The sequence below is a fragment of the Methylophilus aquaticus genome (genome assembly GCF_030769565.1).
In the GTDB taxonomy this organism is placed as follows: domain Bacteria; phylum Pseudomonadota; class Gammaproteobacteria; order Burkholderiales; family Methylophilaceae; genus Methylophilus; species Methylophilus aquaticus.
The window spans coordinates 16,500-41,460 of the sequence record NZ_JAVCAP010000036.1 but is presented as its reverse complement, the minus strand read 5'-3'; the positions used below and the strand labels follow the sequence as shown (position 1 = coordinate 41,460).

The window sequence follows — 24,961 nt, the reverse complement described above, 5'->3', positions numbered from 1 at the left end:
TGCGGCAGCATGGCTGGCTTGACCAAGGCATTTCATGCTTATGCGTGCCTAGGGTATTGCAATGCAACCTTGTCATGTCTATATCAGTCAGACAAGTATCCCGGCATTCAGTTTACTGCGTACAATGACGGGAGGGGCATGATCGTATGGTCTGTTTTTAATCTTGATGTTAAAGGAACACATGAAACGTTTTTGGATGGTATGGATGGTTGTACTGACCTGTTTGAGTTTATTGGGTAGCGTGGCAGAAGCCAAACGGTTTGGCGGAGGCAGCAGCTTTGGTAAAAACCGGTCTGCACCCACCAAGCAAATGCAGCGCGCACCTGAGCCTGCGCCGCAACCCGCAGCCCCGGCGCAACCAGGCGGTGCCAACCGATGGTTGGGGCCTTTGGCCGGGCTGGCAATCGGTGCTGGATTAGCCACACTCTTCTCCCATGGTGGATTGGGCGACTTTGCCAATAATCTGAGCATGATACTCATGGTGGTGGCCGGTGCCGCATTCCTGGTATTTCTGGTCAACAAGTTGCGCAAACCCCAGCCTGCAAACATGCGCTATGCGAGTGCGGGCAGTGGTTATCCGCCCGCCGGGTTTCGCAGCGAAAATACCTACAATAGCGGCATCACCAGTGGTATCAGCACTGGCGCAGGCACACCACAGGCATTGACGATTCCTGATGATTTCCCGATGGAGGGTTTTTTGCGCAGTGCCAAGGCCTGGTTTATCCGTTTGCAGGCCGCCAATGATCGCAGAGATCTGAATGATGTACGTGAATACACGACGCCGGAAGTGTATGCCGAAATCAGCCTGCAAATGCAGGAACGCGGTGACGCCACGCAGGTGACGGATGTGGTCAGCATTGATGCAGAGCTGCTGGAAGTGGTGACTGAAGGTGATTACACGATCGCCAGCGTACGCTATACCGGCCAGTTGCGTGAGAATGATGGCCCTGTCGAGCAGATTGATGAAATCTGGCATTTGCAGAAAGCCTTGCAGCGTAGCAATGCTCCCTGGTTGCTGGCAGGGATACAGCAAGTGGCCTGATTGCGTCCATTGGCCGTACTCAAAAGACCTGGCCGGGGCCAGGTCTTTTTTATTGCCTTTTCGAGCCTTGCCTCTGACGCCTACTCGGCGTACGATAAATTCGTCACTTGGAGAGAGCTATGAAAAAATCATTTTATATCGACTATCCGCAAGAGCATTACGAAGGGCAGGCACACCGCTATCGGTGCGTGTTCTGCAAGCAGGAGACCACCAAAATCAACGGCTTGCTCGAAGGCCATTTGCCGACTTGTGATTATCGTATTGCACTTGAAAAGGCCGGATTTGAATGTAATGCCAACAAGCCCAGGCCTAGTCTGGATACAACGGATGAAGAAGATTAAGCTTGACGCTTGCACTCTTGGCCTCCACATGCACTGACAGCATTCTCTCCACATTTTTTGTGGATAACTCTCTGGAGTGTTTGTTGGCTAATGCCGGAAGTCCTTGATTAGGTAGGTAAACACCGGGCTGCCTGATAATGAGGCTGCCTGCGCCAAGCTGTCGCGCGCCGCGCATACAAACTTATGATTTAAGCGAAGCGATATCAATCACAAAGCGGTATTTGACATCGCTTTTCAGCATGCGCGCATAGGCTTCATTGATGTCAGCGGCGCATATCATTTCCACATCACTCACGATATTGTGTTTGCCACAAAAATCGAGCATTTCCTGGGTTTCGGCAATGCCGCCAATCAATGAGCCAGCCACCTGGCGGCGCTTGGTGATCAGGTTGGCGCCATGCACCTCCAGCGGGTCCAGCGGCCCCACCAGGACGATGGTTTTGTCACGTTTGAGCAAGCCGATATAGGGGTTGAGATCATGGGCGACCGGGACAGTATCGATAATCAGGTCGAAACTGGCCGCATGTTTGGCCATGTCATCCGCATCTTTTGAGATCAGCACCTCATGTGCGCCCAATCTGGTGGCGTCCGCGGCTTTGCTGGCAGAGGTGGTAATCATCACCACATGCGCACCCATGGCTGCGGCCAGTTTCACCCCCATATGGCCGAGGCCGCCGAGGCCGATAATGCCGACTTTCTGCCCTGGCTGCACATCCCAGTGGCGCAGGGGTGAATACAGGGTAATGCCCGCACACAATAATGGCGCCACCGCTTTGGTGTCCAGATTCTCCGGTACGCTAAGCACAAAGTGTTCATCCACGGTAATGCGTTCTGAATAGCCGCCAAAGGTCAGCCCGCCGTGTTTTGGATCTTTGGCGTTATATGTAAACACCGTGTTGTCGCAGTATTGCTCTTCACCGGCATGGCACTCTTCGCAGTGGCGGCAGGCGTCGACCATACAGCCGACGCCAACCAGTTGCCCCAGCTTGAATTTTGTTACATGCGTGCCGACTTTGTTGACGCGGCCCACAATTTCATGGCCCGGCACCATCGGGTAAAGTGAGCCACCGCCCCATTCATTTCTGGCCTGATGAATGTCTGAGTGACAAATGCCGCAATATGCAATATCTATCAGTACATCGTGTGGGCCTGGCTCACGACGGTCTATGCTCATGGGGGCGACTGGCGTGGTCGCGTTTTGTACGCCATAGGCGGCTGTTTTCATGGTGTTCTCCGATTCCAGATGTCATCACGGGGTTTTGCTGCAGGAAGCATCAATCGCAACCAGCTTAATGCATCTATTTTATAAAGCTTGTTCGTTTCAATACAGACATTTAAATGGAATTCAGAATGGTGCAATGTGGGATGATGGCCTTGATTCTGCAAGGCAATAAAAAAGGGCCTGATGGCCCTTTTGGTGAAAGCAATTAATGCGTTGTCCGCTCAATCTCGGGCAATGCCTCATGCTGTATCGCCGCTTCAAATGCGGTGAGTCGTTTGTAGACAGACAACAGTTCGACAATCGTGGTCCAGGAATTGACCAGATACTGGAATGAATTACTGACTTGCGAGAATGCCGTCAGTATTTGTTGCAGCAGACCAAAGGTGATTTTTCCTGCGGCAATGGTTGGCACCAGAATCAGGTAGGCAAAGATATTGTCTGCTTGTAAATACAGGCTGCGCGCCACATTGAAATACATATAGTGAAAATACAGTCGGAAGTAGTTCTTGCGAACATCTGCAAACAGCTCTGACAGTGTTGCCGGTTGCGCACGCGCCGCATCATCTTCGCCGTAAACCAGTTCTTTGCGGTAGGCTGCTTCTACGCGCTGGTTTTTGAACTCCAGCCCCGGCAGTTTGATCCCCACGGCGGCCAGTAATAATGTGCCAAACAGTGACCAGGCAATCGCTGCCGAGAACAAGGGCGCAGGTATCTGTCCGAATACCGGTAGCTCACTGACGTAAGAAGAGAGACTCCACAGCACAGGCAAAAACGCGAAAAGCGTCATGACTGCTTCAACCATCGAGACGCCCAGGCCTTCCATGATGGTGGCGAAGCGCATGGTGTCTTCCTGCACCCGTTGCGAAGCACCTTCAATATTGCGCACTTGCGGCCACTGGCTGGTGTAAAAGGTGTTCATGGCCGTGCGCCAGCGGAAAATATAGTGGCTGACAAAAAAGCGCGTGATGACATAAATGAAAATTGCCACAAACGCGATTTCGGCAAATTGCAGCATCAGCATATACAGTTCTGCTGTCGTCACCTTTGAGTTGGGTGACAGCGCGGCCTGTACGGCATCAAAAAATGGACGGCGCCAGTTATTGATGGCGACCGACACTTGCACCGAATAGTAAGTTGAAAACAGAATAAAGGCTGAGCCCACGATAGACCACCATTGCCAGCGGCTCGGCTGGTATTTAAACCAGAAGGCTGCAAACAGTGCCACGCTGATGGCGTAATAGAGATAAAACAGCTTGAACGCATCGGTGACAAAATGCCCCAATCCGATCACCGGCTCCTTTTCATCAATAGACAGACCCAGCATAGTGCCCAAGGCAGCACTAAATTCAAACCACACACCACAACAAATAATGGACCAGACAATGACAGAAGGCCAGAACCAGCGCGAATCAGGAAAAAAGGACTTGAACATAGATTTTTCTTAATGATGTTTTTGCCAGTGTATTGCCTCCGACAAAGACCTGCAACAAAAAAGCCTCCGAATGGAGGCTTTTAAGTACTAGAGGTTTCCCCTGAAGCAGCAGTTTATCGGCGTGGCGCTGACGCTGATCAGGTGCGGATCCCGATGTCTTTTGTTTTTGTGCGTATGTAAAACCGTTCTTTTGGCAGCAGCAGGTTTTTGCGATGCGTTTACTTGTTTTTTGAAGGGCACTGCCTGCAATTGCGGCAGTGCAGTATGTGTTTGCATCAGTGGCTCTGTGGGGTTGGTTTTAACCTCTGCCGGGGCGTGTTGTTCAAAGGTGATCATGATGAGTGCCAATACATTGACAAAGATCATCTTGGGAACCATGTATGATTTTGGAGGGTACATTTTTAGAGGCCATTTATCCGAACTGCAAACGCTTTATCTATGACGTAAAAATGCGCTTACGCCAACCATTGGGCTGGGTGATACGGTGTGCTGAATCAAGACCAGTAATGTAATGATAAAGACGCTTGGCTACAAGCAAGCAGTAGGTAATCTCTGATTTGTTTGTCAGAAATGCTTTACGCACATAAATATTTTCGCGATCAGCAAACAATTGCATGGGCGCATGGTCATATTTTCAGGGTTGTTAACTTATTCCTTTATAAAAATCCGGGATTGATGATGAAGCCACTAATAATGACTGCCGTTGGATTGCTCTTTTGCCGGGCTCTGGCGCAAGCACAGCCGAGCATGGTAGAGACCCTGGAGTTAAGTCATTCCATTGTCATGGTGACTACCGACATGCCCGGCGGCTCCAATGGCAGAGGATCTGGTGTGGTGGTCAGTCCAGAGTATGTGGCAACCAATTGTCATGTACTGGCAAACAGTAATGGTGCGAATATTGCCAAATTCCGGGATGGTTATCAGCCGATTGCGCTTAAGGCTCACTGGAGGCGAGATATTTGCCTGTTGAAATTTGACCCGCTGCCATTTAAGCCGATTCCAATGCGTGACAGCACGACGCTCAAGTATGAAGAGGAGGTGTTCAGCCTCAGCTTTCCAGCGGCCGCGCCAGTGCCTCAGCCTTCCTATGGCAATATTAAAGGCATCCATCGCTATGATGGCGGCCTGATTGTGCGATCCAACGCTTCCTTTTCAATGGGGTCTAGCGGCGGGGCGTTATTTGATCAGGACTTTAACCTGATTGGATTGACGACTTTTAAAAGCCCGGGGCACCGTGCTTTTTATTACAGCTTGCCGGTAGAGTGGATCAAGGAGTTGATGGCCTCGCCTGAGATCACTTCTCTGAAAACGCAGGAGATGCCATTCTGGGCTTTGCCTATGGCGCAACGTCCGTACTTTATGCAGGTGGTGATTCCTTACCAGAATGAGGAGTGGCAGACACTAAAAGTGATTGCCAGCCAGTGGATTGCTGAAGAGCCTGGCTCAGCCGATGCGTGGTATTTTCTTGGCCTGGCTGAAGAAGGCTTGCAACAGTTGGAGCTGGCCAAACGCGACTTGCGCAAGGCTTATGTGTTAAACCAGCGTGACCTTGACGCCATGTTGGCTTTATCTCGCGTGGCCTTTGCGCAAAAAGATCTGCCGGCACTGGAGTCACTGCAATTGCCTGTCAGCGCGCTGGATAAAGAGCAGGGCGCCCAGATTACACTGAAAATTCAGCAATTGAAAAACGGCAGCTAGCTAAAGTGCGTGTTTGAAGGTTAACACTGCCAGCGTTGCCAAACACACGACCACCACCAGCGTGACCTGTTTACGCAGATTATAAAACCAGCGCTCAATCATGCCATCTGCCGCCAGTTTGCGATCAATCAGCAGCAAAGCCAAAAAGCAGGTGATTTGAATTAAATATTGGGTCAACGGCACCAGCATCAGTAACGAGAGCCACGCCAGCAAGGCAAACAGATTGCTGCTCACCAGTAAGTTGATGCGAGCAACATGCGCCTGCGATAAAAATACCCCCCAATGCATGCCCCCCAGAAAAGACAGTATGACTGCGCCATAGGTCAGGCTAAAGTAGCTGGTGTGATAAGCGCTGACGCCTGCCAGTTGTGCAGCGACGGCAGCCACGAATGGCAATGCGCCTACGATGGTGAGAATACTGGCAAGTTTTATCTGCTGTTTGTTCACGACTTTTCTCCTTGGGTCAGAGGACTCAGACTGTCATTTCTGTGTTTGGTTTTGTGTCGGTTTTGTATAAGGGCACCTCTAAAAACTCAAATTCCGTTGCGATACTGCGTTGCTCATAAAAAATGTCTCCTTACATATCAACTATATGCGGCGTCAAATTTTTTTACTCGCGCCAAGGCTAGCTTAGTAATTTGAATTTTTAGAGGCACCCATAAGGCCAAACCGACCTGAACTTGCGGTAGTGGCGGCAATCTATGACAGGGAGTAAGCGCTGCCCCCAGAATGCCGCACACTTTGTTAATAGCCATTTACCGAGAGTTTACAGATGATAAAATTTCCGCGCATGTTTTTCCGCATAGCCATCTTTTTCATGGTCCTTTTTTCTGCACGGGCACAGGCCGAATCGGGCATAGACCGTGAGACTGAAACCGCAGTGCCCCGCGCCAGGAACTTGTATGGTATTGGGCTCGGGGTGCTACCTAAAACGTCCGGCGCTGACGAATACCGGGCACTGGTGTTGCCGATTATCAATGCCAACTATGGCGACCGTTTTTATATTAATGCCTTGCAGGCAGGGGTGTGGTTACTGGATAGCGAGGACAAGCGCCTGCGTGTTGGTCTTGCGGCCGAGGCGAGGTTTGGCTGGGATGCCAAAGATGGCAGACGTACGCGCGGAATGGAAGACCGTGATTTTTCGATTTTTGTTGGCCCCAATGTGCGCTGGCAAACCGAGCTGGGCACCTTTAACGCGCAATGGACTGCCGACGCCAGTGGCCACAGCAATGGCCAGCAGGTGCAGTTGCAATACATTAAAAGCCTGATCCGTAGCCCAGAGTTACGATTAAATGGACTGTTGGGTGTGACTTGGAATAATCAGAAATTCAACGATTATTATTTTGGCGTCGCAGCCAGTGAAGCCAGTGCTACGCGTCCGCAATACCGTGCAGATTCCGGTGTGGAGTTACAGATGGGCGTGAATGGAGTGGTGCCGGTCATGCAAACCCACTCTTTTTTGTTTGGTGCTTTTGTCACGCGCCTGAGCCATGCCCAGTATGACAGCCCGATCACGGAAACCCGCTTGCAGCCGTTGGCATACGTTGGTTACAGCATTCCGTTTTAGGCTTGCAAGCAACTATCGGACGTGTGTGCTGAAAAACTGCCAGATTAGATCGTTGGCAGAGATGGCCGTGCTGCCAGCGTCACCGCCTCTGACTTTGTTGCCGCCTGGCCAGGCATGGCCACCGCGCTCGGTGACGCAGAGCTTGACCTCGCTTTGTTGATTGCCACCGCCATACAGTTCACAGTATGCGCCTGGTACAGCAAGTACCCGTTCAGGGCTTGAGGAGGTGTGCAGTAAACGGATCCATTTTTGCACAATCGCAGGGACGGCATTGAACGACACTTTTGTCGGTGACTTTTCGCCAACGCCCCCTTGAAACGGCACATGGTCATCATCCAGTGCATGGATATGTAAAATCGATACGGCCTGGGATGGATTGCATTCCAGGGTGCCATCCGTGCCAGCCACTGAAGCCACTGCACTGATCAGGTCTGAAAGCTCGCAAGCCAGCCGGTAAGCCATCATGCCACCGTTCGACATGCCTTGTGCATAGATGCGGCGGGGGTCAATATTGGCGCGCTGTTGCATCTCGTGAATGATTTGCCGAATGACAGCCACATCGTTAATGTTTTTTTGTTGTGCGGCACCACAGCACTTGCCTGCATTCCAGGTGGCCAGCCGGCCGCCGGGTAAACGGCTGTAGCCATTAGGAAACACCACAATGTAGCCATGCTGGTCAGCCGCCGAAAGCTGGTGGTAGTAAGATTCGTTGGCCTGAATGCGCATATTGCCACCCCCGCCATGCAGTGCCAGCACCAATGCCATCGGTTTACTGCCGTCATATTGCGGGGGTACATGTACCAGATAGGCGCGCTTCTCAACTCCGGCCGCCGTTTCAAATGCGCTGTCTCCGGACTGTATTGCCGCCATGCACACGGCATGAAATTGCATGCAATAACACAGCAGGCAGAGGCAGACAAGGCGTGATAAAGGCATGACAGGCTCCCTCAATGGTGGGTGTTAAGATTGCCTAACGCTGTTTGAAGCCAGCAGGTTGACTTGCTGGCTACAGCGCGGTATCAAAGCGTATATTGTTTATGTGCAAGACTCAGCAGTGAGTCCAGTGCCAGCGGCGTTGAGTACAAAAAGCCCTGGGCCATGTTGCAGCCAAATTGCTGCAACAATTCGGCTTGTTTTTGTGTTTCCACCCCTTCTGCCACCAGTTCTTTTTCCATACTGCCGACCATGGCAATGATGGCCTTGATTAACTTGGCACTGGTGGGGTTCAGTTCAATATCCTGAATAAAGGAGCGGTCAATTTTGATCTGCTGCAAGGGAAACTTGAACAGGTAGCTGAGTGCCGAGTGCCCGGTACCAAAGTCATCGAGTGCAATCAGCATGCCCATGCCAGTGAGCTGATTGAGTTTGATCAATACGTCGTGCGAGTACTCCAGCAGCAGGCTCTCGGTGATTTCCAGTTTAATCCATTGTGGCTGGCATTGGTGCTGTAATAGCAGTTGACCGACTTGCTCCACAAACTTGGGGTCGTTGAACTGGCGGGCCGACACATTCACTGACACACGTATGCCGGGATTGGACAGGTAGTTGATCTGGTAGGCAGCATCGAATGCATAAGCCATGATGGTTTTGCCAAGCACCAGCATCAGACCAGTATGCTCGGCAATCGGAATAAATTCTGCCGGGCTAACAACCCCCAGTGTTTTTGAATGCCAGCGACAAAGCGCTTCCACGCCATGGATGCGGCGATCTGACATATTGACAATCGGTTGAAACACCAATGACAGTTCTTGCTGCCTGATGGCCGTACGTAAAGCATTTGCCACATGAAATCGCCGTTCAGCCTGATGGGTAAAGCCGACGTCATAGCAACACCATCTATTGCGCCCGCCATCTTTGGCCCCATACAGTGCAGTATCGGCAAAGCGGATCAGATCCTCACTGTTGGCGGTATGATCCGGGTACACCGCAATGCCGATACTGGCAGAAATATAGTATTCAACCTGATCAATCAGGTAACTCTGGTGCAGGGATTGCAAGCAGTGGCTGGCCAGAGTTTTGGCCTGGCTCAGGTCTTGCATGTGGCGCAGTATCATGGCAAACTCATCGCCGCCCAGTCGGCAGCAAAAGCCGTCATCTGGTGTGAGTGTTTGCAGTCGTTGCGCGACTTCCTGCAATAGTTTGTCGCCAATATCATGGCCCATCGAGTCGTTGATGGATTTAAAACCATCCAGATCCAGCATCAGGAATGCAAATTTTTCGTTTACCTGCCGGGCATGGCTGGTCGCCTCTTCCAGCTCTTGGGCCAGCAAAATACGGTTGGGCAGTCCGGTCAGCGCATCATGGTGGGCCTGGTGTTCGTTGCGCAGGCGTGATTCATGCACCATGGTCACATCCTGCACAACGGCGATGACGCCGCAAATCTCATTATCTTTGTTACGCCGCGGGATCAGCCTGACATCATGGGTACTGTGACCGCTGGCATCGCGGGTATGTACCATATCAAAAAATACGGGTTCCCCGGTCGCGATCACGGTATGCATATGATGCATGTAGTCATCGGCGGTCAGGTTGACCACAAACGGGCTCCACGTCTCTGCCGGGGTCTTGCCAAGAAATGCGCGGCCGTCGGTACGAATCAGTTTCGAGTAGTAGTCATTGACCAGGAGGCGGCGGAGTGACATGTCGTACACCATGATCGCAATCGGGATGCTGTTCATCAGCAAGGCGTATTCGTTTTCAAGTTCGGCAATTTCTGCTTGCAGTCTGCGTTCCTCTGAAACATCACGGGTAAAGCCAACCGTGCCGATCACGTGCTCACTGGTGCGCGCGGCCGTTTTGTGGGTATAGCCCCAATAAAGCGTGCCATCGGCCTTGCGAATTTTCTCAACAATCCGTTTTTCCTGGCCGGTGTGCAGCACGTGCTGGTCATCGGCTCTGAATTGTTGTGCCATCTCGGTATCAAACAGGTCGAAATCATTTTTACCCAGCACATCGCGTGGGTGGTCAAACCCAAACTCTCTGCAGAACTGCCGATTGACACTGACAAACATGCCAGAGCGGTTTTTCATCCAGATTGGAAAAGGAAACCCATCCAGCAAAGAACGCATGTAGGCTTTTTGCGCGTGTGAGGAAATCTCTTGCAAGTGTTGCTGTAACGCATGGTGATAACTGTGTGCCAATACCCCCAGACATTGCAACTGCCGGTTGATGATGGGGTAAAAGCTAATAACGTTGTTGATATCGAGACTGAATTTACCATGGTCAAAGTGGCACACCATCTGAGTGGCCTCTTGGCTACTCATGGTCACTTTTAATTGCTGGTTATACTCTTCGCGTTGCGCAGGGCTAAAGCATGCCGAAAGCTCTGTCAGTGATGTAATCTCCAGATCTTGCTTGAGTGCATGGCTGATATAGACAGGCGTGCCCTGTGCATCATGCAGAATGACGCTGTCCGGCATTAGGTCAAACAGTGCTGATATGGCTGGCAGAAAGGCATGCATATCATGCAGGTCGCCAGCTGTTTGCATGATGGTTTCAGCGTTTGCGGGTTGGGTGACAGACATATTCATCGTCTTTAGTTGTCTCAACGCAGTCGAGTGTACATCAATTGCAACATTTCGGCTTGCTAGCCGAATGCTCGGGCTGTGTAGACCAAATCAAGGTTGACGTCTGCGCAACAAATCTCCTAATCTGCATGGGTATGCAAAATGCACAGATCACGTTGAATCCGCCGCCGCTTGTGGTCGGCATCTTATTGGCCGCAGGCTTTTCACGCCGCTTTGGCGATGCGGATAAACTGTTGCAACCCTTTGAACAGGATGCCACTGTGGCTGAGGTGTCGGCGCGTCATCTCCGGCAGGTCATTCCCTTTGTGGTGGCTGTGATTCGCCCTGAAAACAGCACCCTGCATGCTGCATTGTCGGCTTTGGGGCTACAGGTGGTGATGTGTGATGCACACGAGATGGCTGACAGTTTGAAATATGCCATTCAGGCGGCACAAGCGCTATTCCCTGCATTGTCCGGCTATGTGCTGGCTTTGGCAGATATGCCATTGATTAAGCCTGCCACCATCTTTGCCGTGGCGCAGCACATACAGACGGGGGCGCAGATTGTGCAACCTGTGTTTCAGGGAAAGAGAGGACACCCTGTCGGATTCTCCCGTCGCTTCACGCCAGCATTGCTGTCTGTGCAAGGAGATCAGGGCGCGCGCGGAGTGCTCAAACAGTATGCGGAGGAAATCACGCTACTGGAATGTACCGACCACGGTATTTTGCAGGATATTGATACGCCGGAGGCCTTGCGCGAAGCGCGCTCAGGCAGCGGCGAGACGGGTTTCGGCCGCAAGACCATTGATTTGTAACTGGGCTCTGACCTGAATCAGCTCGGCGAGAATGGAGACTGCAATTTCAGCCGGGGTGCGGCTGCCAATACGCAAGCCCACCGGACCATGCAGGCGGTTGACTTCCTGTTCATTTAAATCAAAGCTGCGCAGACGTTGTTTGCGCTTTTCCTGGTTTTTGACTGCGCCCAGCGCCCCGACATAAAACGCGTCCGATTTCAGCGCCTCCAGCAAGGCCATGTCGTCCAGTTTCGGATCATGCGTCACCGCCACAATCGCGGTGTGGTGATCCGGCTGCATATCCAGCACCACATCATCCGGCATGCCGCTCAGCCAGTCTGCGTCTTCCACATGCCATTCTGCACGCATTTCTTCACGCGGGTCACAGATCAGCACGTGAAAGTCCAGCGCCTGTGCCATGGCCGCCAATATTGAACCCAGCTGATTGGCCCCAATCACCAGCAGTCGCCATTGCGGGCCAAAGTAGGTGTGAAACCATTCACCGTCGATATTGGGCTGGCCTTCCGGCTTGACATGGCGCAATACCACTTCGCCTGTGTACAGGTGAATGGAGCGCTTGAGCAGCCGCCGTTCAGTCAGGCTTTGCAGCATCGGCGCCAACTGTTCGGCAGCATGCAAGGGTTCGGCAAAAATTTTCAATTGCCCGCCGCAGGGAATCCCAAAACGCTGGGCTTCCGCTTGATTGACACCGTACTCCAGAATGCTCGCATGGTCAGGCAGCGTGCCTTTGCGGGCATGGTCTGCCAGATCATCTTCAATACACCCGCCTGACACCGAGCCTACCAAATGTCCATCATCGCGTACCACCAGAATGGCGCCAGGCAGGCGGGGGGCTGAGCCCCAGGTTTGAATGACCGTGAACAAATGTACACGATGGCCTAGCCGTAGCCAGTCATGCGCGCGTTGCAGTACATCCAGATCAGAAGATTGCATCAATGTGAGTGACCTGAACTGTTAGGCCAACTGGTTGGCAATGGGGAGCGACCGCAGGCGTTTGCCTGTCGCCGCAAAAATGGCATTGGTGACCGCCGGAGCGACTGGTGGCAGGCCGGGTTCGCCGACGCCGCCCATTTTTTCACTGCTCTGCACGATGTATACCTCGACCTTGGGCATGTCTTTCATGCGCAATACCTGATAGTCATGGAAGTTGGATTGCACCACTTCACCGTCTTTAAAACTGATCTCGCTACTGAGCGCAGCACCCAGTCCAAACGCAATCGAGGACTCCATTTGTGCTTTGACGCCATCCGGATTCACGGCCAGTCCGCAGTCAATCGCCGTTACCATGCGGTGTACCTTGACCTGGCCTTCCTTGACCGACACCTCGGCAATTTGGGTGACAACACTGCCGAATGATTCGTGTACGGCAATGCCTCTGAATATGCCTTCTGGCAGTGGCTTGTCCCACCCCGCTTTCTCGGCAGCCAGATTCAGTGTCGCCAGATGGCGCGGATGGTTTTTCAGCAACTGGCGGCGATAGGCGACGGGATCCTGCTTCGCAGTATGGGCCAGCTCATCAATCAGGCTTTCCATCACAAAGGCCGAGTGGCTATGCCCGACCGAGCGCCACCATAAGACAGGTACGGCAGAGGGCATGGTATGCAGTTCGACCTGATGGTTGGGCAAGTCTTTGACATAGGGGGAATCAGCCACACCCTCTACCGAGGTCGCGTCGATGCCGTCTTTAATCATGACTTTTTCGAACGGCGTGCCCAGAATAATCGATTGCCCAACCAGCGTATGTTGCCAGGCCTGTGGCTTGCCGTCAGCGTCCATACCAATGCTGGCACGATGGACAAACATCGGGCGGTAAAAGCCCCCTTTGATATCGTCTTCACGGCTCCACACGGTTTTCACCGGCATGCCTGCCGCCTTGGCGACTTCTACCGCTTCCGAGACAAAGTCAGCACGCGGATTGGCGCGACGGCCAAAGCCGCCTCCCAAAAACTGGGTATGAATCATGACTTTTTCCGGAGGCATGCCGAGTATCTTGGCCGCCGCTCCCTGATCGGTGGTTTGCATTTGTGTCCCAGTCCAGATTTCGCAGCCATCCTCCGTAATTTTAACGGCACAGTTAAGCGGCTCCATCGGCGCATGCGACAAATAAGGCAAGACATACTCGGCAGTCACGGTGTGTGCGGCCTGTTTGAGTGCCTGTGCCGTATCCCCGGCTTTGGCGGCACTGAGGCCGGGTTGTTGTGCCAGCGCTGAATACTGCTTCAGTAAGGCGGCCGAATCCGGTTTTTCCTTGCCTTCGGTTTGCCAAGTCAGTTTCAGTGCGTCGCGGCCCTGTTTGGCGGCCCAGTAATGGTCGGCAATCACCGCTACACCGGTCGGCACTTTGACCACTTTAATCACGCCAGACACTTTGAGGGTAGCACTGTCATCCACGGATGCCAGTGTGGTACCAAAAACCGGTGAACGCGCCACCATGCCAATCTTGAGTCCTTCAAACTGGATATCTTGCCCAAACTTGGCCGTGCCATTGATTTTCTCTGCACTGTCCAGACGGCGGGTGGGCTTGCCAATAAATTTCCATTGATCCGGGGTTTTGAGGGTGACGTGTGTGGGTGTCTCGAGTCCTGCGGCTTTTTCAGCCAATTGTCCATAACTGAGTGTTTGCTCGCCGTTGCGTACAAAGCCGTTTTCGGTACGCAGGCTATCCACAGCAACGCCCCAGGTGTTTGCCGCAGCCTGTATCAGCAGCGCACGTGTCAACGCCCCTGCCTGACGATAGCGATCAAATTCAGACCAGGTGGTTGACGAGCCGCCTGTGATTTGAATGCCATAGGCCGTGTGAATGTAATCGGGGGCTGCTGGCGCATGTTCCACTTTGATCTTGCTCCAGTCCGCATCCAGTTCATCTGCAATCAGCATCGGCAGGGTGGTCCACACACCTTGCCCCATTTCACTGTGCGCCAGCATGACGGTAATCGAATCGTCAGTGCCTATGCGCAGAAAAGCATTGGGTACGGGCAAGGGTTTGTCCTGCCCCGGTGCAGCCGCCTGCTCTTTTTGCATAAAGCGCTTGGCATAAGGAATGGAAAACGCAATGACCAAACCGCCTGCAACAAAGGCAGTGGCTTTAATGAACGTGCGGCGGGAGAGATTGATATTGGTTGACATTGTGCGCTCCTTAAGCCAATTTCTCGGCGGCTTCGTGGATGGCTGCCTTGATGCGCTGGTAGGTGCCGCACCGGCAAATATTGCCACTCATCGCGTTATCAATATCCGCATCTGTGGGTTTGGGATTTTGCCTGAGTAATGAGGTGGCCGACATGATCTGGCCAGACTGGCAGTAGCCACACTGGACCACGTCAATTTCTTGCCAGGCAGCCTGTACCACTTGCCCGACTTTATCATCCTGCATGGCTTCAATCGTGGTTATTTTTTTGCCGACCGCCGCGCTGACGGGCGTCACGCAGGAGCGAATCGCCTGCCCATCCAGATGGATGGTACAGGCGCCACATTGCGCCATGCCGCAGCCGAATTTGGTGCCGGTTAAGCCAGCAATATCACGAATCGCCCATAAAATAGGCATGTCGTCACTGACATTGAGTTCGGTGTCTTGACCATTGATATTCAATTTCATAGGGCGATTTCCTGAGGTTCAAACATATGGGTACGAGCAAAGCATCTATTACATGGAATTTGAGTGCGTAGAGTTTGAAGCATATCATGGCATAAGAACATGCATGATTGTATGGACGTAGCTGGAATTGATAATTCCACTTTTTGATGCAATAGGCCGTGGCAGTTTGCGCCACAATCATGCTGACTATGCTCAGGGTCGGCGCGATAAGAAAGCAAACCATATATACGGCGCTCAACAGGATTGAGCGGATTTTTTTGTTAAAACAACAAGATTGGAGCTGTCATGACGAAAGCGATTATTTTGCAAGCGGGTGGCGGCTACGCCAACGTCACAGTGGGTTCGCGAGAAGCCCGTTTGCCCAAGGCCGGAGAAGTCACCGTACGCCTGTACGCCAACTCCCTGAACTATCATGATTTTGCAGTTGTCAGCGGCATGTGGGGGCCGAGCGAACCCCGTATTCCCATGGCGGATGGTGCCGGGGAGGTGGTCGCGGTGGGGGCTGGTGTGACGGCATTTAAGGTTGGCGACTCTGTGGTGAGTACGTTTTTCCCGACCTGGCAATCCGGCGAGCCGCTTGTGGAAGGCTTTGCCACTGTACCCGGGGATGGCGTGGATGGCTATGCACGCGAGTTGGTCACCGCCACCGTGGAGTCATTCACGCTGGCCCCCAAAGGCTGGACGCATATCGAAGCCTCTACCTTGACCACTGCCGCACTCACAGCATGGCGGGCACTCATGTCGGATGACCACTTAAAGCCCGGTGATACGGTGCTGGTGCAAGGCACGGGCGGTGTGTCTATTTTTGCCTTGCAGTTTGCCAAACTGGCAGGCGCGACGGTGATTGCAACCTCTTCCAGCGAAGAAAAGCTGGAAAAACTCAAAGCGCTGGGCGCCGATCATCTGATTAATTATAAAGCTACACCAGCTTGGGGTACTTTGGCACGCGACATCACGGATGGATGCGGTGTGGACCATGTGGTCGAAGTCGGTGGTCCGGCTACCCTGGAGCAATCCATGCTGGCTGCCCGGGTGGGTGGCCATGTCTCGGTGATCGGGATTTTAACCGGGCTGGCAGGTCACTTCCCACTGGTGATGGCATTGATCAAACAGTTGCGACTGCAAGGTGTGCTGGTGGGTAACCGCACACAGCAGCAGGCCATGATTCAAGCCATTGATGCCAATAGCATGCATCCGGTGGTGGATAAAGTATTTGCGCTGGAAGATATGGTGCAGGCATTCCAGTATCAGGAAAGGAGTCGTCACTTTGGCAAAATATGCCTGCAGATTTAGTGCCGGGGCTGCGTGCCGGGTTGTTGTCGATAGGCGCGCGGTGATAATCCAAACTGCTTTTTGAAAGCACGGCTGAAATGCGAAAAATCATTAAAGCCACTGGCCAGCGCGATCTCGGAAACACTCTGATGGCGCTGGCTGCTATGGTGGAGTGCGCGTGCGCTGAGGGAAAGTCGCTGTTGCCAGACATAACGCATTAACGAGGTGTTTTCCTCGGCAAATAGCTGGTTGATATAGCGGCTGGATAAGCCCGTTGCAGCAGAAATCGTCTGGCTGTCGAGTTCACCCTGATGCAGGTGGCTAGCAATAAATTCCTTGACCCTGATCAGCGACAACGTCCCGCTGCGGGATAAATACAAGGGGCCCTGGTCATGCGCATGGCAGGCCATGCACAATAAATCTATCACACTTTTTATGCTGGTATTGAAGCTGTCAACAGACAGTCGTGCGACTTGGCTGGCCAGCGTGCGGACCAATGCAGACAGCACTGCGCCTGTGCCGTGTTGACCATCAATATGTATGGCGGTGCAGAGGCCGGCTGCGGGCAGTTGCTGATGCAGCAATGGTCGTGGAATGGAAATAATCAGCTTGGAAAAATCTTGTGGGCAATGGATCTGGTGCGGGCGGGTAGCATCATACAGCGTGATGTCTCCAGGATTTAAAAAAACCTCTTTGCCTTGTTGTTGCAAGGCGTAGCGCCCATCAAGCAGCAGCACTGCGAAATAATTATCGAGCTGGGCTTGGGTAATTTCACGCTTACCCCGCTCAATGCGAATGCTGCCGGAGTGGATCACCGACAATTGTCCAGACTGCCATGGGTAGAGTGTCATCTCATTAAACAGCGGTGCTGTGGCAGGCGGAATAATTTCAACATCTGCATATTCGCGCCCAATCACTTCACGTAGCCACGCTTTTTTGTGCCAGGGCTGGATATCCGCCGTACTGAATCTGCGCCCCAAGTCCCCCACTTTTTGTGCTGTTACCTGCATGCGATGTCTCTCCCTTTGGTAGGGCTATTTAGACACAAGCGGTATGGCTTGGCAACTGCGATATCTCCGCTGTAGTCAAGTTTGACCACCGTCCGCATCAAGCATGCCGTTGAGATGTGGCCTAAGCTATGGCACATTTAAACAAGAGGAGAATGTATGCAACCGTTGACTTCTAGCGAGCATGAACACCGCATGCTGCTCACCGGGGCAGCTTTATGGTTATTGATGGCCTTATTACTTGCATGGTGCATGGTAGGCCTTAACTTTGGTGTGCCTGTGCTGAAATCCGTATTTGCCGGAAAATTCACGCGTCTGCTGCAGGCACATATCGATTTTCTGCTGATGACAGCATTGATTCTGGGGATTGCTGCTTCGCGTGTCCGCTTGCCCTGGCATGTGCGCTGGGCCATGGTGATTGGCGCATTTACCAACTCCAGCCTGTTTCTGCTGATGGCGGTGTTTCCAGCACTGGATAATCCGCAACTGCCGCCTCCCATGCTGTTTCAGTGTTATCTGCTGGCTAGCATTGTGACCACCAGCTACGGCTTTGGTAAGGCCGCGGTATTCATCTTGCGCAGTTTTTGGCAAGCGCCGTCAAGTGCTGGTGAATCACGCTAAAGTGGCTCATCGCGCTGGTCATCACCTGACTCCAGCCACATGGCATTGAGGATGGCCAGCATCACGGCAAAGCCGACGCCCAGTATCCAGGTGAAGTACCACATATGTATTCTCCTTTAGTAAGCCTGATGACTGTTGGCTTGTATATCAGCCACGGTGACTTTGCCGCGCATGACATGATAGGCCCAACTGGTGTAATAGATAATCAGGGGCATAAAAATCAGGGTGGCATAAAACATGATCTGCAAGGTCAGGTGGCTGGACACGCTATCCCAAACCGTCAAGCTGGCATTGGGCTGGGTTGAGGACGGCATGATAAACGGAAACATAGCCGCGCCAGCGGTGCCGATCACGCCGAGAATGCTGACTGATGAGGCCACAAAGGCACTCAAGGTATGGCCTGCACTGACCAGTTTGCTGGCCAGCAGTGCGGCACCCATGCCCAGTAAGGGTAGTGCCCAGATCCACGGTTGTTTTTCATAATTCTGCCACCAGCCTTCGGCGGAGCGGACCACTTCTTTTGCCAGTGGGTCGGGCAAGCTTGCAGGATCCAGGCTGGAGGTCAGCATAAAGCCTTCAATCCCTCCAAAACGCAGCCAGAGACCGGCCACGACAAAGCTTGCAGCCATTAACCATGCTGCCCTGATTGCCAATGTGATGGTGCGTTGCTGAATCGCACCTTCGGTACGGTGGGCCAGATACATGCCCCCTTGCATGGTGATCATGGCGCTGGAGACCACCCCGCACAGCAATGCAAACGGGTTAAGCAGTTGCCAGAAGCTGCCGCTGTAATGCGAGATCAGCATCTGATTGAGCTCAAAGGGCACCCCTTGTAACAGATTGCCAAAAGCCACGCCAAAAATCAGTGGTGGCACGGCGCCGCCGATAAACAAGCCCCAATCCCAGGTGCTGCGCCAGCGCGCGTCGTGGATTTTGCTGCGGTAATCAAAGCCCACCGGACGGAAAAACAAAGCCCACAACACGGCCAGCATCGCCCAGTAAAACCCGCTGAATGCGGTGGCATACACCAGTGGCCAGGCGGCAAAAATCGCGCCGCCGCCGGTGATAAACCAGACCTGGTTGCCATCCCAGTGCGGGCCGACGGTGTTAATCACCACCCGGCGTTCATCGTCACTGTTGCCGACAAACGGCAACAGTGTGCCCACGCCCATGTCGTGACCGTCCATGATGGCAAAGCCGACCAGTAACACGCCCACCAATAACCACCAGATAATTTTTAATGTGACATAGTCCATGTGTATGCTCCTCAGGCATGTACTTCTTGGTCATAGCGTCCGGTGCCTAAAGAACCGGGGCCTTGTCTGGCAAATTTCACCATCAAATACATTTCAACCACCAGCAGCACCGTGTAAAAGCCGACAAAGCCGATCAGTGAACCATACAGGCTTTCCACACTCAGGGTGGAAACCGACAAGTGGGTTGGCAATACGCCGTAAATGGTCCAGGGCTGGCGGCCATATTCTGCGACAAACCAGCCAAGTTCGGCGGCAAGCCATGGGGCAGGCAACATCCATAACGCCCACTTTAACAACCAGGGTTTTTCGGTAAAACAGCCTTTGATGCTGCTCCACATGGCCAGTGCAAACAAAGCCAGCAAGGCGAATCCCAGACCCACCATGGCGCGGAATGCCCAGAACATGGGGGTGACCCGTGGTACGGTGTCATTGACCGCTTGTGTGATCATCTCCGGGGTGGCGCTGGCCACGTGGTCGGTGTAGCGTTTGAGCAGCAAACCGAAACCCAGGTCATGCAGATGCGCTTTGAGGGTGGCTTCGGCGTCAGTGTTATTGCGGTCGGCACGTAATTGCTCCAGCGCCACTACGGCTGGAATACCGTTCATAATCCGCTCGCGGTTTTTGGCCTTGATCTCGTCAATCCCCGGAATGGTCTTGCTCAGGGAGCGGGTGCCGATAATGCCCATTACATATGGCAGTTCTACTTCCCAGTTGTTTTTGCTTTCCGCTTCATTGATATCCGCAATCAGCGTGAGTCCGGCCGGTGCGGGTTTGGTTTCCCACATGGCTTCAATCGCGGCCATTTTGGTTTGCTGCGCCTCGCCCACGGTATAGCCAGATTCGTCACCCAGCACAATCACACTGGCCGAAGCGGCTAGCCCAAACGCAGCGGCCACGCTGAAACTACGCTTGGCGAATTCCATATTGCGGTTTTTCAGCAAATACCAGCTGGAGATCGACAGCACAAACATGGCGCCGGTGACATAGCCTGCCGACACGGTATGCACAAATTTCACCTGCGCGTCCGGGTTCATCAGAATATCCCAGAAGTTGGTCATTTCCATGCGCATGGTGTGCCAGTTAAATGCGGCGCCGACCGGGTTTTGCATCCAGCCATTGGCAATCAAAATCCATAATGCAGATAAATTGGTGCCAACCGCCAAGAGCATCGTCACCATCAGGTGTTTGTGTTTGGACAGGCGATCCCAGCCAAAGAAAAACAGGCCGATAAACGTCGATTCGAGAAAAAACGCCATCAGGCCTTCAATGGCCAGCGGTGCGCCAAAAATGTCGCCGACATAGTGCGAGTAATAGGCCCAGTTGGTGCCGAATTGAAACTCCATCGTGATGCCGGTGGTGACGCCCAGCGCAAAATTGATGCCAAACAGCTTGCCCCAGAAGCGCGTCATGTCTTTCCAGATGACCTTGCCGGTCATGACGTAGACGCTTTCCATAATGACCAGCATCCATACCATGCCCAAGGTGAGCGGTACGAATAAAAAGTGGTACATGGCGGTAGCGGCAAATTGCAGCCGCGACAAATCAACCAGTTCGTGTGAAATCATTGTGATTCTCCTGAGGCGGGTTGGGCAATGGCTGGAGCATGGGTGCTGCCTAGCATATGGTCTATGACCATCGCGGTATCCGGGTGCAGCTTGTTGGGTTTAATCAGCACCTGCCAGAGCAAGAACAGCAACAGCAGTTTCAGACATAATACCCAGCTCAGGTGCCTGAACAACACACTGTTGCGATAATGCGACAGCCACCGTTTAATCCACATGGCTTATCCTTTCGAACTGTCTTTAGCGATACACATTAATGGATGGTTTATTTTGAAGACTTGATATTGATCAAAGAATATAGCGGGCACCATTTGATCAATGCGGTTGCCAGCGGGATGATGCCGAGATAGGCCCAGAGCGGGCCACTGAATGCCAGTGCCCAGACCAGCAGGCCTCCGCCAGCGATGAGTCTGAGTGCGCGGTCAATATTGCCAATGTTTTTTTGCATGGTGTGCTCCTGTGAGGATGGGGTGTTTAAACTTGTCTGGTTCACTGCCTTGTATCCGGTATGCTCCCGAGGGGATGGTATCGCGGATGCCTTGGCCCCGCGATAGGGCAAATTGTCGCAGCGGGTAGCGGGCATGCCTCGGCTTGGTGGTCAGGGTATTTCATGTTGGCTGGAAGCATGCCAAGGCCTCGTAGGCTTTAAACTGCGTCAAATAGATATGACCATTCAGCCTTTCAGGCAGATGGCTGCGTTGCAAAATATCCATCACAGGTCCCTTGACCTCGGAGAGGTGAAAACCTATCCCCAAAGATTGCAAATGGGCATTTATCATCTCCAGTACTTCAAGCGCACTCCCATCAATCGCATTGACTGCCGAGCACATGAGTACCAGATGTTTTAGTGTAGGCGTATCTGCAACAATTTCCAATACTTTTTGCTCCAGGTAGCGGGCATTGGCAAAGTACAGGCTTTCGTCTATGCGCAATGTCACCACATCGGGGCACAGTGCCACCTGATGACGGTCAACATTGCGAAAGTGCTCGGTGCCCGGCACCTGCCCCACAATCGCCATATGCGGACGACTGCTGCGATACAAATGCAAGCCAATCGACAGCAGTACCCCGGCGCTGATGCCGGTTTCGACATTGATAAACAGAGTGATGGCAAATGTCATCAACAGTGCCACAAAGTCACTGCGGTTACGTTGCCAGGTGTGAAAAAAAACCGACAGGTCAAACAGGCTGAGCACCGCCACCACGATGGAGGCCGCCAGTATCAGTCGTGGCAGTTCACTGAGCCAGCCAGCCAGAAATACTGTGGCGAGCAACATGCCGATGGCGGTCATCAGGCCGGCGGCAGGCGTTTGCGCACCTGCATCCATATTGACTACCGAGCGTGAAACTCCCCCCGTCACCGGTTGCCCGGCACTGATGCTGGCGGCGAGATTAGCCACGCCCAATGCAATGAGTTCCTGGTCTGGCCGGACACGCTCTCGGCGTTTCATGGCCAGATTTTGCGCCACTGAAATCGATTCGACATAGCCTACAATCGAAATCATGATCGCTGGCATCAGCAATGCTTGCCAAAGTGAGGGCGACATTGTCGGCAATGCTAAATCGGGCAAGCCTGCCGGGATATGGCCCACGGTCTTAATCTCAGCCAATCCTGGTAAATGGGTATGCATGGCCAGGGTGCCGGCAATCACCAGCATGGCGGGCACGGCACGACTGAGTGTCTGGGCCCAGAATGGGTTGAAGCCCCACTGCTGCAGGCAGCGAGTGCCATACAATCGAGTGAGCACCAGCAGCGCAATGGTGCCTGCCGAAAACAGGGCGGTTGCCGGATGCCATTGATGAAGGTGTGCGGAGATGCTCAGCCAGAGGTCGGTGAGATTGTCGCCATGTGCGTCTATTCCCAGCAGGGTCGGTAACTGACTGGTGGCGATTAACACACTGGCCGCTGCAATAAATCCAGCGATCACCGGGTGCGACAGAAAGTTGGCCAGAAATCCGAGCTTGAACAGTCCGGCAAGCAGTAAAAAAAGTCCTGAAATGCAAGCCAGAATCACTGCCGCTTGCAGGCCCAGTGCCGGGTCTTGTGCTGAAAATGGTGCAATGGCACTGGCCGTCATCAGCGCTGCGACGGCCACTGGGCCGACAGCCAGTGTGCCACTAGTGCCCAGCAGTGCATACGCCACCAGCGGCAACATGCTTGCATATAGGCCAACTTCTGGCGGCAGGCCAGATAACATGGCATAAGCCAGCGCCTGCGGCACCAGCATCAGCGTCACAATGATAGCCGCTGTCAGGTCACTGAAAGCCTGTTGCCGATTGTATTGTGCGCCCCATTGCACGATCGGCAGGACTTTCTGCCAGCCTGCGCGCGCACGTGGGGATCCGCTCATGCCTGTTCCTGACGCGCAACGTCTTGCGGTGTGGCCAGCCATTCATGCCCTTTCAACATGCCTTTCCAGTAGATTGGCGGCAATAATCGCTCTTTGAGTATCCAGGCCAGCCGTGAAGGCTGTTGACCATTCAACAGCCACTGCGGAAAACTGGGCAGCAGTCTGCCACCGTAGCCAAACTCGGCCAGTACCACCTTGCCGCGCTCAACCGTCAGCGGGCAGGAGCCATAGCCATCGTAGGCTGCGCGTTTTTGGCCGCGCCGCAAATCAAACAGCAGGTTGGTGGCCACAACCGGCGCCTGCTTGCGTGCTGCCGCTGCGGTTTTGGCATTGGGGCTGTTGGCGGCATCGCCAAGCGCATAAATATTAGGGAAGTGCTTGTGTTGCAAAGTGTCCGGATTGACATCTATCCAGCCCGTTGTGTCCGCCAGTGGACTGACACGAATAAAGTCGGGTGTGTGTTGTGGCGGCACCACATGCAGCAGGTCAAAGTCGGTTTCCACTTCCTGCACACTGCCGTCGGCAAGGGTGTGCGCAAACCAGGCGCGTTTGGCCTGCCCGTCCACCTTGGTCAGCCGGTGTGAAAAATGCAGATGACTGTGGTACTTCTCTACATATTGCATCAGGGCAGGCACGTACTCCTTGACGCCGAACAGCACTGCGCCGGCATTGTAAAAATCAATCTGGATGTCGTTCAGTACACCGCTACGCCACCAGTGGTCTCCAGACAGATACATGGCTTTTTGCGGCGCGCCCGCACATTTGATCGGCATGGGGGGTTGGGTAAATACCGCCTTGCCATGTTTCAGCTGGCTGACCAGCTCCCAGGTATAGGGCGCAAGGTCATAGCGGTAATTAGAGGTCACGCCATTGCGTCCCAGCGTTTCATTCAAGCCTTCTATGGCGCCCCAGTTCAGCTTGATGCCGGGGCAGACGATCAGCTTTTCATAGCTGACCAGGCGGCAGCCTTCGAGAATCACGCGGTCCTGTTGCGGATCAAATCCGGCCACGGCCGCTTTGATCCATTTCACGCCAGCGGGGATCACGGAGGCCATGGTTTTGACGGTACTTTCCGCTGAAAACACACCGCCACCCACCAGGGTCCATCCGGGTTGATAATAATGCGTCTCCGCCGGGTCGATCAATGCAATCTCTAGCGATGGATCTCTGGATAACAGGCTGGAGGCGGCGGCAATCCCGGCAGCACCGCCACCGATAATCACCACGGTGTAGTGACTCACCGGCACCTCGCCCCCTTGCTTACCCGCCGCCAGGCGTAGGGTTAAGCCTGACAAGTCATAGCCTGCCTGCTGGCCAATGCTCAGCAGTTCAGGCAAGGGCGTGCTTGCGGCAGCCTGCAAACTCCACAAGGTGATGGCACGCATGCCAGAGCGACAATAAGCCAGCACCGGTTTGGGCGCGTGTTGAAATTGACTGGCGAAAGCGGCGACATCCTCGTCACTGACTTTTCCGCTGGTCACCGGCAGGTAGGCAGTATGCAGCCCCAGCGCTTTGGCCGCGACATCAATTTCGTGAAAACTGGGCTGGTCTGGGCCTTCGCCATCGGGGCGATGGCAAAAAATAGACTTGAATCCCTGCGCAGCCAATGACGGCAGATCACTGACCAATAGCTGGTCAGCCACTGAAATTTCCTGATTAATCTTCCCTGTTTTCATT

23 protein-coding genes are annotated in these 24,961 nt (G+C 53.3%); 7 read left to right on the top strand and 16 right to left on the bottom strand.

The genetic code is table 11. The features are described from left to right. Positions 1–181: 181 nt before the first annotated feature. Both Q9291_RS13630 and Q9291_RS13625 read left to right on the top strand, forming a co-directional pair. Positions 182–1,042: a Tim44 domain-containing protein gene (locus Q9291_RS13630; protein WP_306390672.1), complete on the top strand. Its 861-nt coding sequence runs from the start codon at positions 182–184 to the stop codon at positions 1,040–1,042. A gap of 119 nt (positions 1,043–1,161) precedes the next feature. Next, positions 1,162–1,383, top strand: a complete 222-nt coding sequence (locus tag Q9291_RS13625; RefSeq protein WP_306390671.1) for a hypothetical protein — start codon at positions 1,162–1,164, stop codon at positions 1,381–1,383. 181 nt (positions 1,384–1,564) lie between these two features. Here Q9291_RS13625 and Q9291_RS13620 read toward each other — a convergent pair whose 3' ends face one another. Both Q9291_RS13620 and sbmA read right to left on the bottom strand, forming a co-directional pair. Beyond that, entirely contained in the window at positions 1,565–2,608 is a 1,044-nt protein-coding gene (locus Q9291_RS13620; RefSeq protein WP_306390669.1) for an NAD(P)-dependent alcohol dehydrogenase, read from the bottom strand. Between the two features lie 202 nt (positions 2,609–2,810). Then, positions 2,811–4,037 (bottom strand): peptide antibiotic transporter SbmA, encoded by a 1,227-nt coding sequence (gene sbmA, locus Q9291_RS13615; protein ID WP_306390668.1) that lies wholly within the window; start codon positions 4,035–4,037, stop codon positions 2,811–2,813. A 747-nt stretch (positions 4,038–4,784) separates the two neighbouring features. On the opposite strand from sbmA, the gene Q9291_RS13610 reads away from it, so the two are divergent. Then, positions 4,785–5,735 (top strand): serine protease, encoded by a 951-nt coding sequence (locus tag Q9291_RS13610; RefSeq protein ID WP_306390666.1) that lies wholly within the window; start codon positions 4,785–4,787, stop codon positions 5,733–5,735. On the opposite strand, the gene Q9291_RS13605 is transcribed toward Q9291_RS13610, so the two are convergent. Beyond that, complete coding sequence (locus Q9291_RS13605; protein WP_306390665.1) at positions 5,736–6,182, bottom strand: DUF3429 domain-containing protein; 447 nt, start codon at positions 6,180–6,182, stop codon at positions 5,736–5,738. It lies immediately after the preceding gene. A 325-nt stretch (positions 6,183–6,507) separates the two neighbouring features. Here Q9291_RS13605 and Q9291_RS13600 point away from each other — a divergent pair, with 325 nt between their 5' ends. Further along, positions 6,508–7,302: a MipA/OmpV family protein gene (locus Q9291_RS13600; protein WP_306390664.1), complete on the top strand. Its 795-nt coding sequence runs from the start codon at positions 6,508–6,510 to the stop codon at positions 7,300–7,302. 12 nt (positions 7,303–7,314) lie between these two features. Here Q9291_RS13600 and Q9291_RS13595 read toward each other — a convergent pair whose 3' ends face one another. Continuing rightward, positions 7,315–8,238: an extracellular catalytic domain type 1 short-chain-length polyhydroxyalkanoate depolymerase gene (locus Q9291_RS13595; RefSeq protein WP_306390663.1), complete on the bottom strand. Its 924-nt coding sequence runs from the start codon at positions 8,236–8,238 to the stop codon at positions 7,315–7,317. Positions 8,239–8,321: 83 nt separating this feature from the next. Next, positions 8,322–10,826, bottom strand: coding sequence for a sensor domain-containing protein (locus tag Q9291_RS13590; RefSeq protein WP_306390662.1), 2,505 nt, complete (start codon positions 10,824–10,826; stop codon positions 8,322–8,324). A 137-nt stretch (positions 10,827–10,963) separates the two neighbouring features. On the opposite strand from Q9291_RS13590, the gene Q9291_RS13585 reads away from it, so the two are divergent. After that, entirely contained in the window at positions 10,964–11,623 is a 660-nt protein-coding gene (locus tag Q9291_RS13585) for a nucleotidyltransferase family protein (RefSeq protein WP_306390661.1), read from the top strand. Here the strand turns inward: Q9291_RS13585 and Q9291_RS13580 are convergent. From Q9291_RS13580 to Q9291_RS13570, 3 genes are read right to left on the bottom strand one after another with little or no spacing between them, the layout of a single operon-like run. Further along, the gene (locus Q9291_RS13580; RefSeq protein ID WP_306390660.1) at positions 11,576–12,556 is read right to left on the bottom strand and encodes an XdhC family protein; all 981 of its coding nucleotides are present in this window, start codon (positions 12,554–12,556) and stop codon (positions 11,576–11,578) included. The two genes, Q9291_RS13585 and Q9291_RS13580, sit on opposite strands and share 48 nt — an antisense overlap. Positions 12,557–12,577: 21 nt before the next feature. Beyond that, the gene (locus tag Q9291_RS13575; RefSeq protein ID WP_306390659.1) at positions 12,578–14,749 is read right to left on the bottom strand and encodes a xanthine dehydrogenase family protein molybdopterin-binding subunit; all 2,172 of its coding nucleotides are present in this window, start codon (positions 14,747–14,749) and stop codon (positions 12,578–12,580) included. A 10-nt stretch (positions 14,750–14,759) separates the two neighbouring features. Then, the gene (locus tag Q9291_RS13570) at positions 14,760–15,215 is read right to left on the bottom strand and encodes a (2Fe-2S)-binding protein (protein ID WP_306390658.1); all 456 of its coding nucleotides are present in this window, start codon (positions 15,213–15,215) and stop codon (positions 14,760–14,762) included. A gap of 285 nt (positions 15,216–15,500) precedes the next feature. On the opposite strand from Q9291_RS13570, the gene Q9291_RS13565 reads away from it, so the two are divergent. Beyond that, positions 15,501–16,508: a zinc-dependent alcohol dehydrogenase family protein gene (locus Q9291_RS13565; protein ID WP_306390657.1), complete on the top strand. Its 1,008-nt coding sequence runs from the start codon at positions 15,501–15,503 to the stop codon at positions 16,506–16,508. Here Q9291_RS13565 and Q9291_RS13560 read toward each other — a convergent pair. Next, complete coding sequence (locus tag Q9291_RS13560) at positions 16,505–17,497, bottom strand: AraC-like ligand-binding domain-containing protein (protein ID WP_306390656.1); 993 nt, start codon at positions 17,495–17,497, stop codon at positions 16,505–16,507. The two genes, Q9291_RS13565 and Q9291_RS13560, sit on opposite strands and share 4 nt — an antisense overlap. Before the next feature lie 156 nt (positions 17,498–17,653). Here Q9291_RS13560 and Q9291_RS13555 point away from each other — a divergent pair, with 156 nt between their 5' ends. Then, the gene (locus tag Q9291_RS13555; protein WP_306390655.1) at positions 17,654–18,115 is read left to right on the top strand and encodes a hypothetical protein; all 462 of its coding nucleotides are present in this window, start codon (positions 17,654–17,656) and stop codon (positions 18,113–18,115) included. On the opposite strand, the gene cydX is transcribed toward Q9291_RS13555, so the two are convergent. The 7 genes from cydX to Q9291_RS13520 form a co-directional block, all read right to left on the bottom strand. Then, positions 18,112–18,219, bottom strand: coding sequence for a cytochrome bd-I oxidase subunit CydX (cydX, locus tag Q9291_RS13550; RefSeq protein ID WP_306390654.1), 108 nt, complete (start codon positions 18,217–18,219; stop codon positions 18,112–18,114). The two genes, Q9291_RS13555 and cydX, sit on opposite strands and share 4 nt — an antisense overlap. Before the next feature lie 12 nt (positions 18,220–18,231). Beyond that, positions 18,232–19,371, bottom strand: coding sequence for a cytochrome d ubiquinol oxidase subunit II (gene cydB, locus Q9291_RS13545; RefSeq protein WP_306390653.1), 1,140 nt, complete (start codon positions 19,369–19,371; stop codon positions 18,232–18,234). Between the two features lie 11 nt (positions 19,372–19,382). After that, the gene (locus Q9291_RS13540) at positions 19,383–20,936 is read right to left on the bottom strand and encodes a cytochrome ubiquinol oxidase subunit I (RefSeq protein ID WP_306390652.1); all 1,554 of its coding nucleotides are present in this window, start codon (positions 20,934–20,936) and stop codon (positions 19,383–19,385) included. After that, complete coding sequence (gene cydP, locus Q9291_RS13535; RefSeq protein WP_306390651.1) at positions 20,933–21,151, bottom strand: cytochrome oxidase putative small subunit CydP; 219 nt, start codon at positions 21,149–21,151, stop codon at positions 20,933–20,935. Before cydP ends, Q9291_RS13540 begins: the two co-directional genes overlap by 4 nt. 47 nt (positions 21,152–21,198) lie before the next feature. Next, on the bottom strand, positions 21,199–21,381 hold the full coding sequence (locus tag Q9291_RS13530) for a YgaP family membrane protein (RefSeq protein WP_306390650.1): 183 nt from the start codon (positions 21,379–21,381) through the stop codon (positions 21,199–21,201). A 160-nt stretch (positions 21,382–21,541) separates the two neighbouring features. Next, positions 21,542–23,284, bottom strand: coding sequence for a SulP family inorganic anion transporter (locus tag Q9291_RS13525; protein ID WP_306390649.1), 1,743 nt, complete (start codon positions 23,282–23,284; stop codon positions 21,542–21,544). Beyond that, positions 23,281–24,960, bottom strand: a complete 1,680-nt coding sequence (locus tag Q9291_RS13520; protein WP_306390648.1) for a bifunctional protein tyrosine phosphatase family protein/NAD(P)/FAD-dependent oxidoreductase — start codon at positions 24,958–24,960, stop codon at positions 23,281–23,283. Before Q9291_RS13520 ends, Q9291_RS13525 begins: the two co-directional genes overlap by 4 nt. Between the last annotated feature and the right edge of the window lies 1 nt (position 24,961).

Coding starts and splice junctions, on each gene's coding strand:
- cydX (WP_306390654.1), bottom strand. CDS start 18,219: ATGTGGTACTTCACCTGGATACTGGGCGTCGGCTTTGCCGTGATGCTG.
- Q9291_RS13565 (WP_306390657.1), top strand. CDS start 15,501: ATGACGAAAGCGATTATTTTGCAAGCGGGTGGCGGCTACGCCAACGTC.
- cydB (WP_306390653.1), bottom strand. CDS start 19,371: ATGGACTATGTCACATTAAAAATTATCTGGTGGTTATTGGTGGGCGTG.
- Q9291_RS13520 (WP_306390648.1), bottom strand. CDS start 24,960: ATGAAAACAGGGAAGATTAATCAGGAAATTTCAGTGGCTGACCAGCTA.
- Q9291_RS13530 (WP_306390650.1), bottom strand. CDS start 21,381: ATGCAAAAAAACATTGGCAATATTGACCGCGCACTCAGACTCATCGCT.
- Q9291_RS13610 (WP_306390666.1), top strand. CDS start 4,785: ATGGTAGAGACCCTGGAGTTAAGTCATTCCATTGTCATGGTGACTACC.
- Q9291_RS13590 (WP_306390662.1), bottom strand. CDS start 10,826: ATGTCTGTCACCCAACCCGCAAACGCTGAAACCATCATGCAAACAGCT.
- Q9291_RS13625 (WP_306390671.1), top strand. CDS start 1,162: ATGAAAAAATCATTTTATATCGACTATCCGCAAGAGCATTACGAAGGG.
- Q9291_RS13555 (WP_306390655.1), top strand. CDS start 17,654: ATGCAACCGTTGACTTCTAGCGAGCATGAACACCGCATGCTGCTCACC.
- Q9291_RS13525 (WP_306390649.1), bottom strand. CDS start 23,284: ATGAGCGGATCCCCACGTGCGCGCGCAGGCTGGCAGAAAGTCCTGCCG.
- Q9291_RS13575 (WP_306390659.1), bottom strand. CDS start 14,749: ATGTCAACCAATATCAATCTCTCCCGCCGCACGTTCATTAAAGCCACT.
- Q9291_RS13620 (WP_306390669.1), bottom strand. CDS start 2,608: ATGAAAACAGCCGCCTATGGCGTACAAAACGCGACCACGCCAGTCGCC.
- Q9291_RS13540 (WP_306390652.1), bottom strand. CDS start 20,936: ATGATTTCACACGAACTGGTTGATTTGTCGCGGCTGCAATTTGCCGCT.
- Q9291_RS13630 (WP_306390672.1), top strand. CDS start 182: ATGAAACGTTTTTGGATGGTATGGATGGTTGTACTGACCTGTTTGAGT.
- Q9291_RS13560 (WP_306390656.1), bottom strand. CDS start 17,497: ATGCAGGTAACAGCACAAAAAGTGGGGGACTTGGGGCGCAGATTCAGT.
- Q9291_RS13600 (WP_306390664.1), top strand. CDS start 6,508: ATGATAAAATTTCCGCGCATGTTTTTCCGCATAGCCATCTTTTTCATG.
- Q9291_RS13580 (WP_306390660.1), bottom strand. CDS start 12,556: ATGCAATCTTCTGATCTGGATGTACTGCAACGCGCGCATGACTGGCTA.
- Q9291_RS13595 (WP_306390663.1), bottom strand. CDS start 8,238: ATGCCTTTATCACGCCTTGTCTGCCTCTGCCTGCTGTGTTATTGCATG.
- Q9291_RS13570 (WP_306390658.1), bottom strand. CDS start 15,215: ATGAAATTGAATATCAATGGTCAAGACACCGAACTCAATGTCAGTGAC.
- cydP (WP_306390651.1), bottom strand. CDS start 21,151: ATGTGGATTAAACGGTGGCTGTCGCATTATCGCAACAGTGTGTTGTTC.
- Q9291_RS13585 (WP_306390661.1), top strand. CDS start 10,964: ATGCAAAATGCACAGATCACGTTGAATCCGCCGCCGCTTGTGGTCGGC.
- sbmA (WP_306390668.1), bottom strand. CDS start 4,037: ATGTTCAAGTCCTTTTTTCCTGATTCGCGCTGGTTCTGGCCTTCTGTC.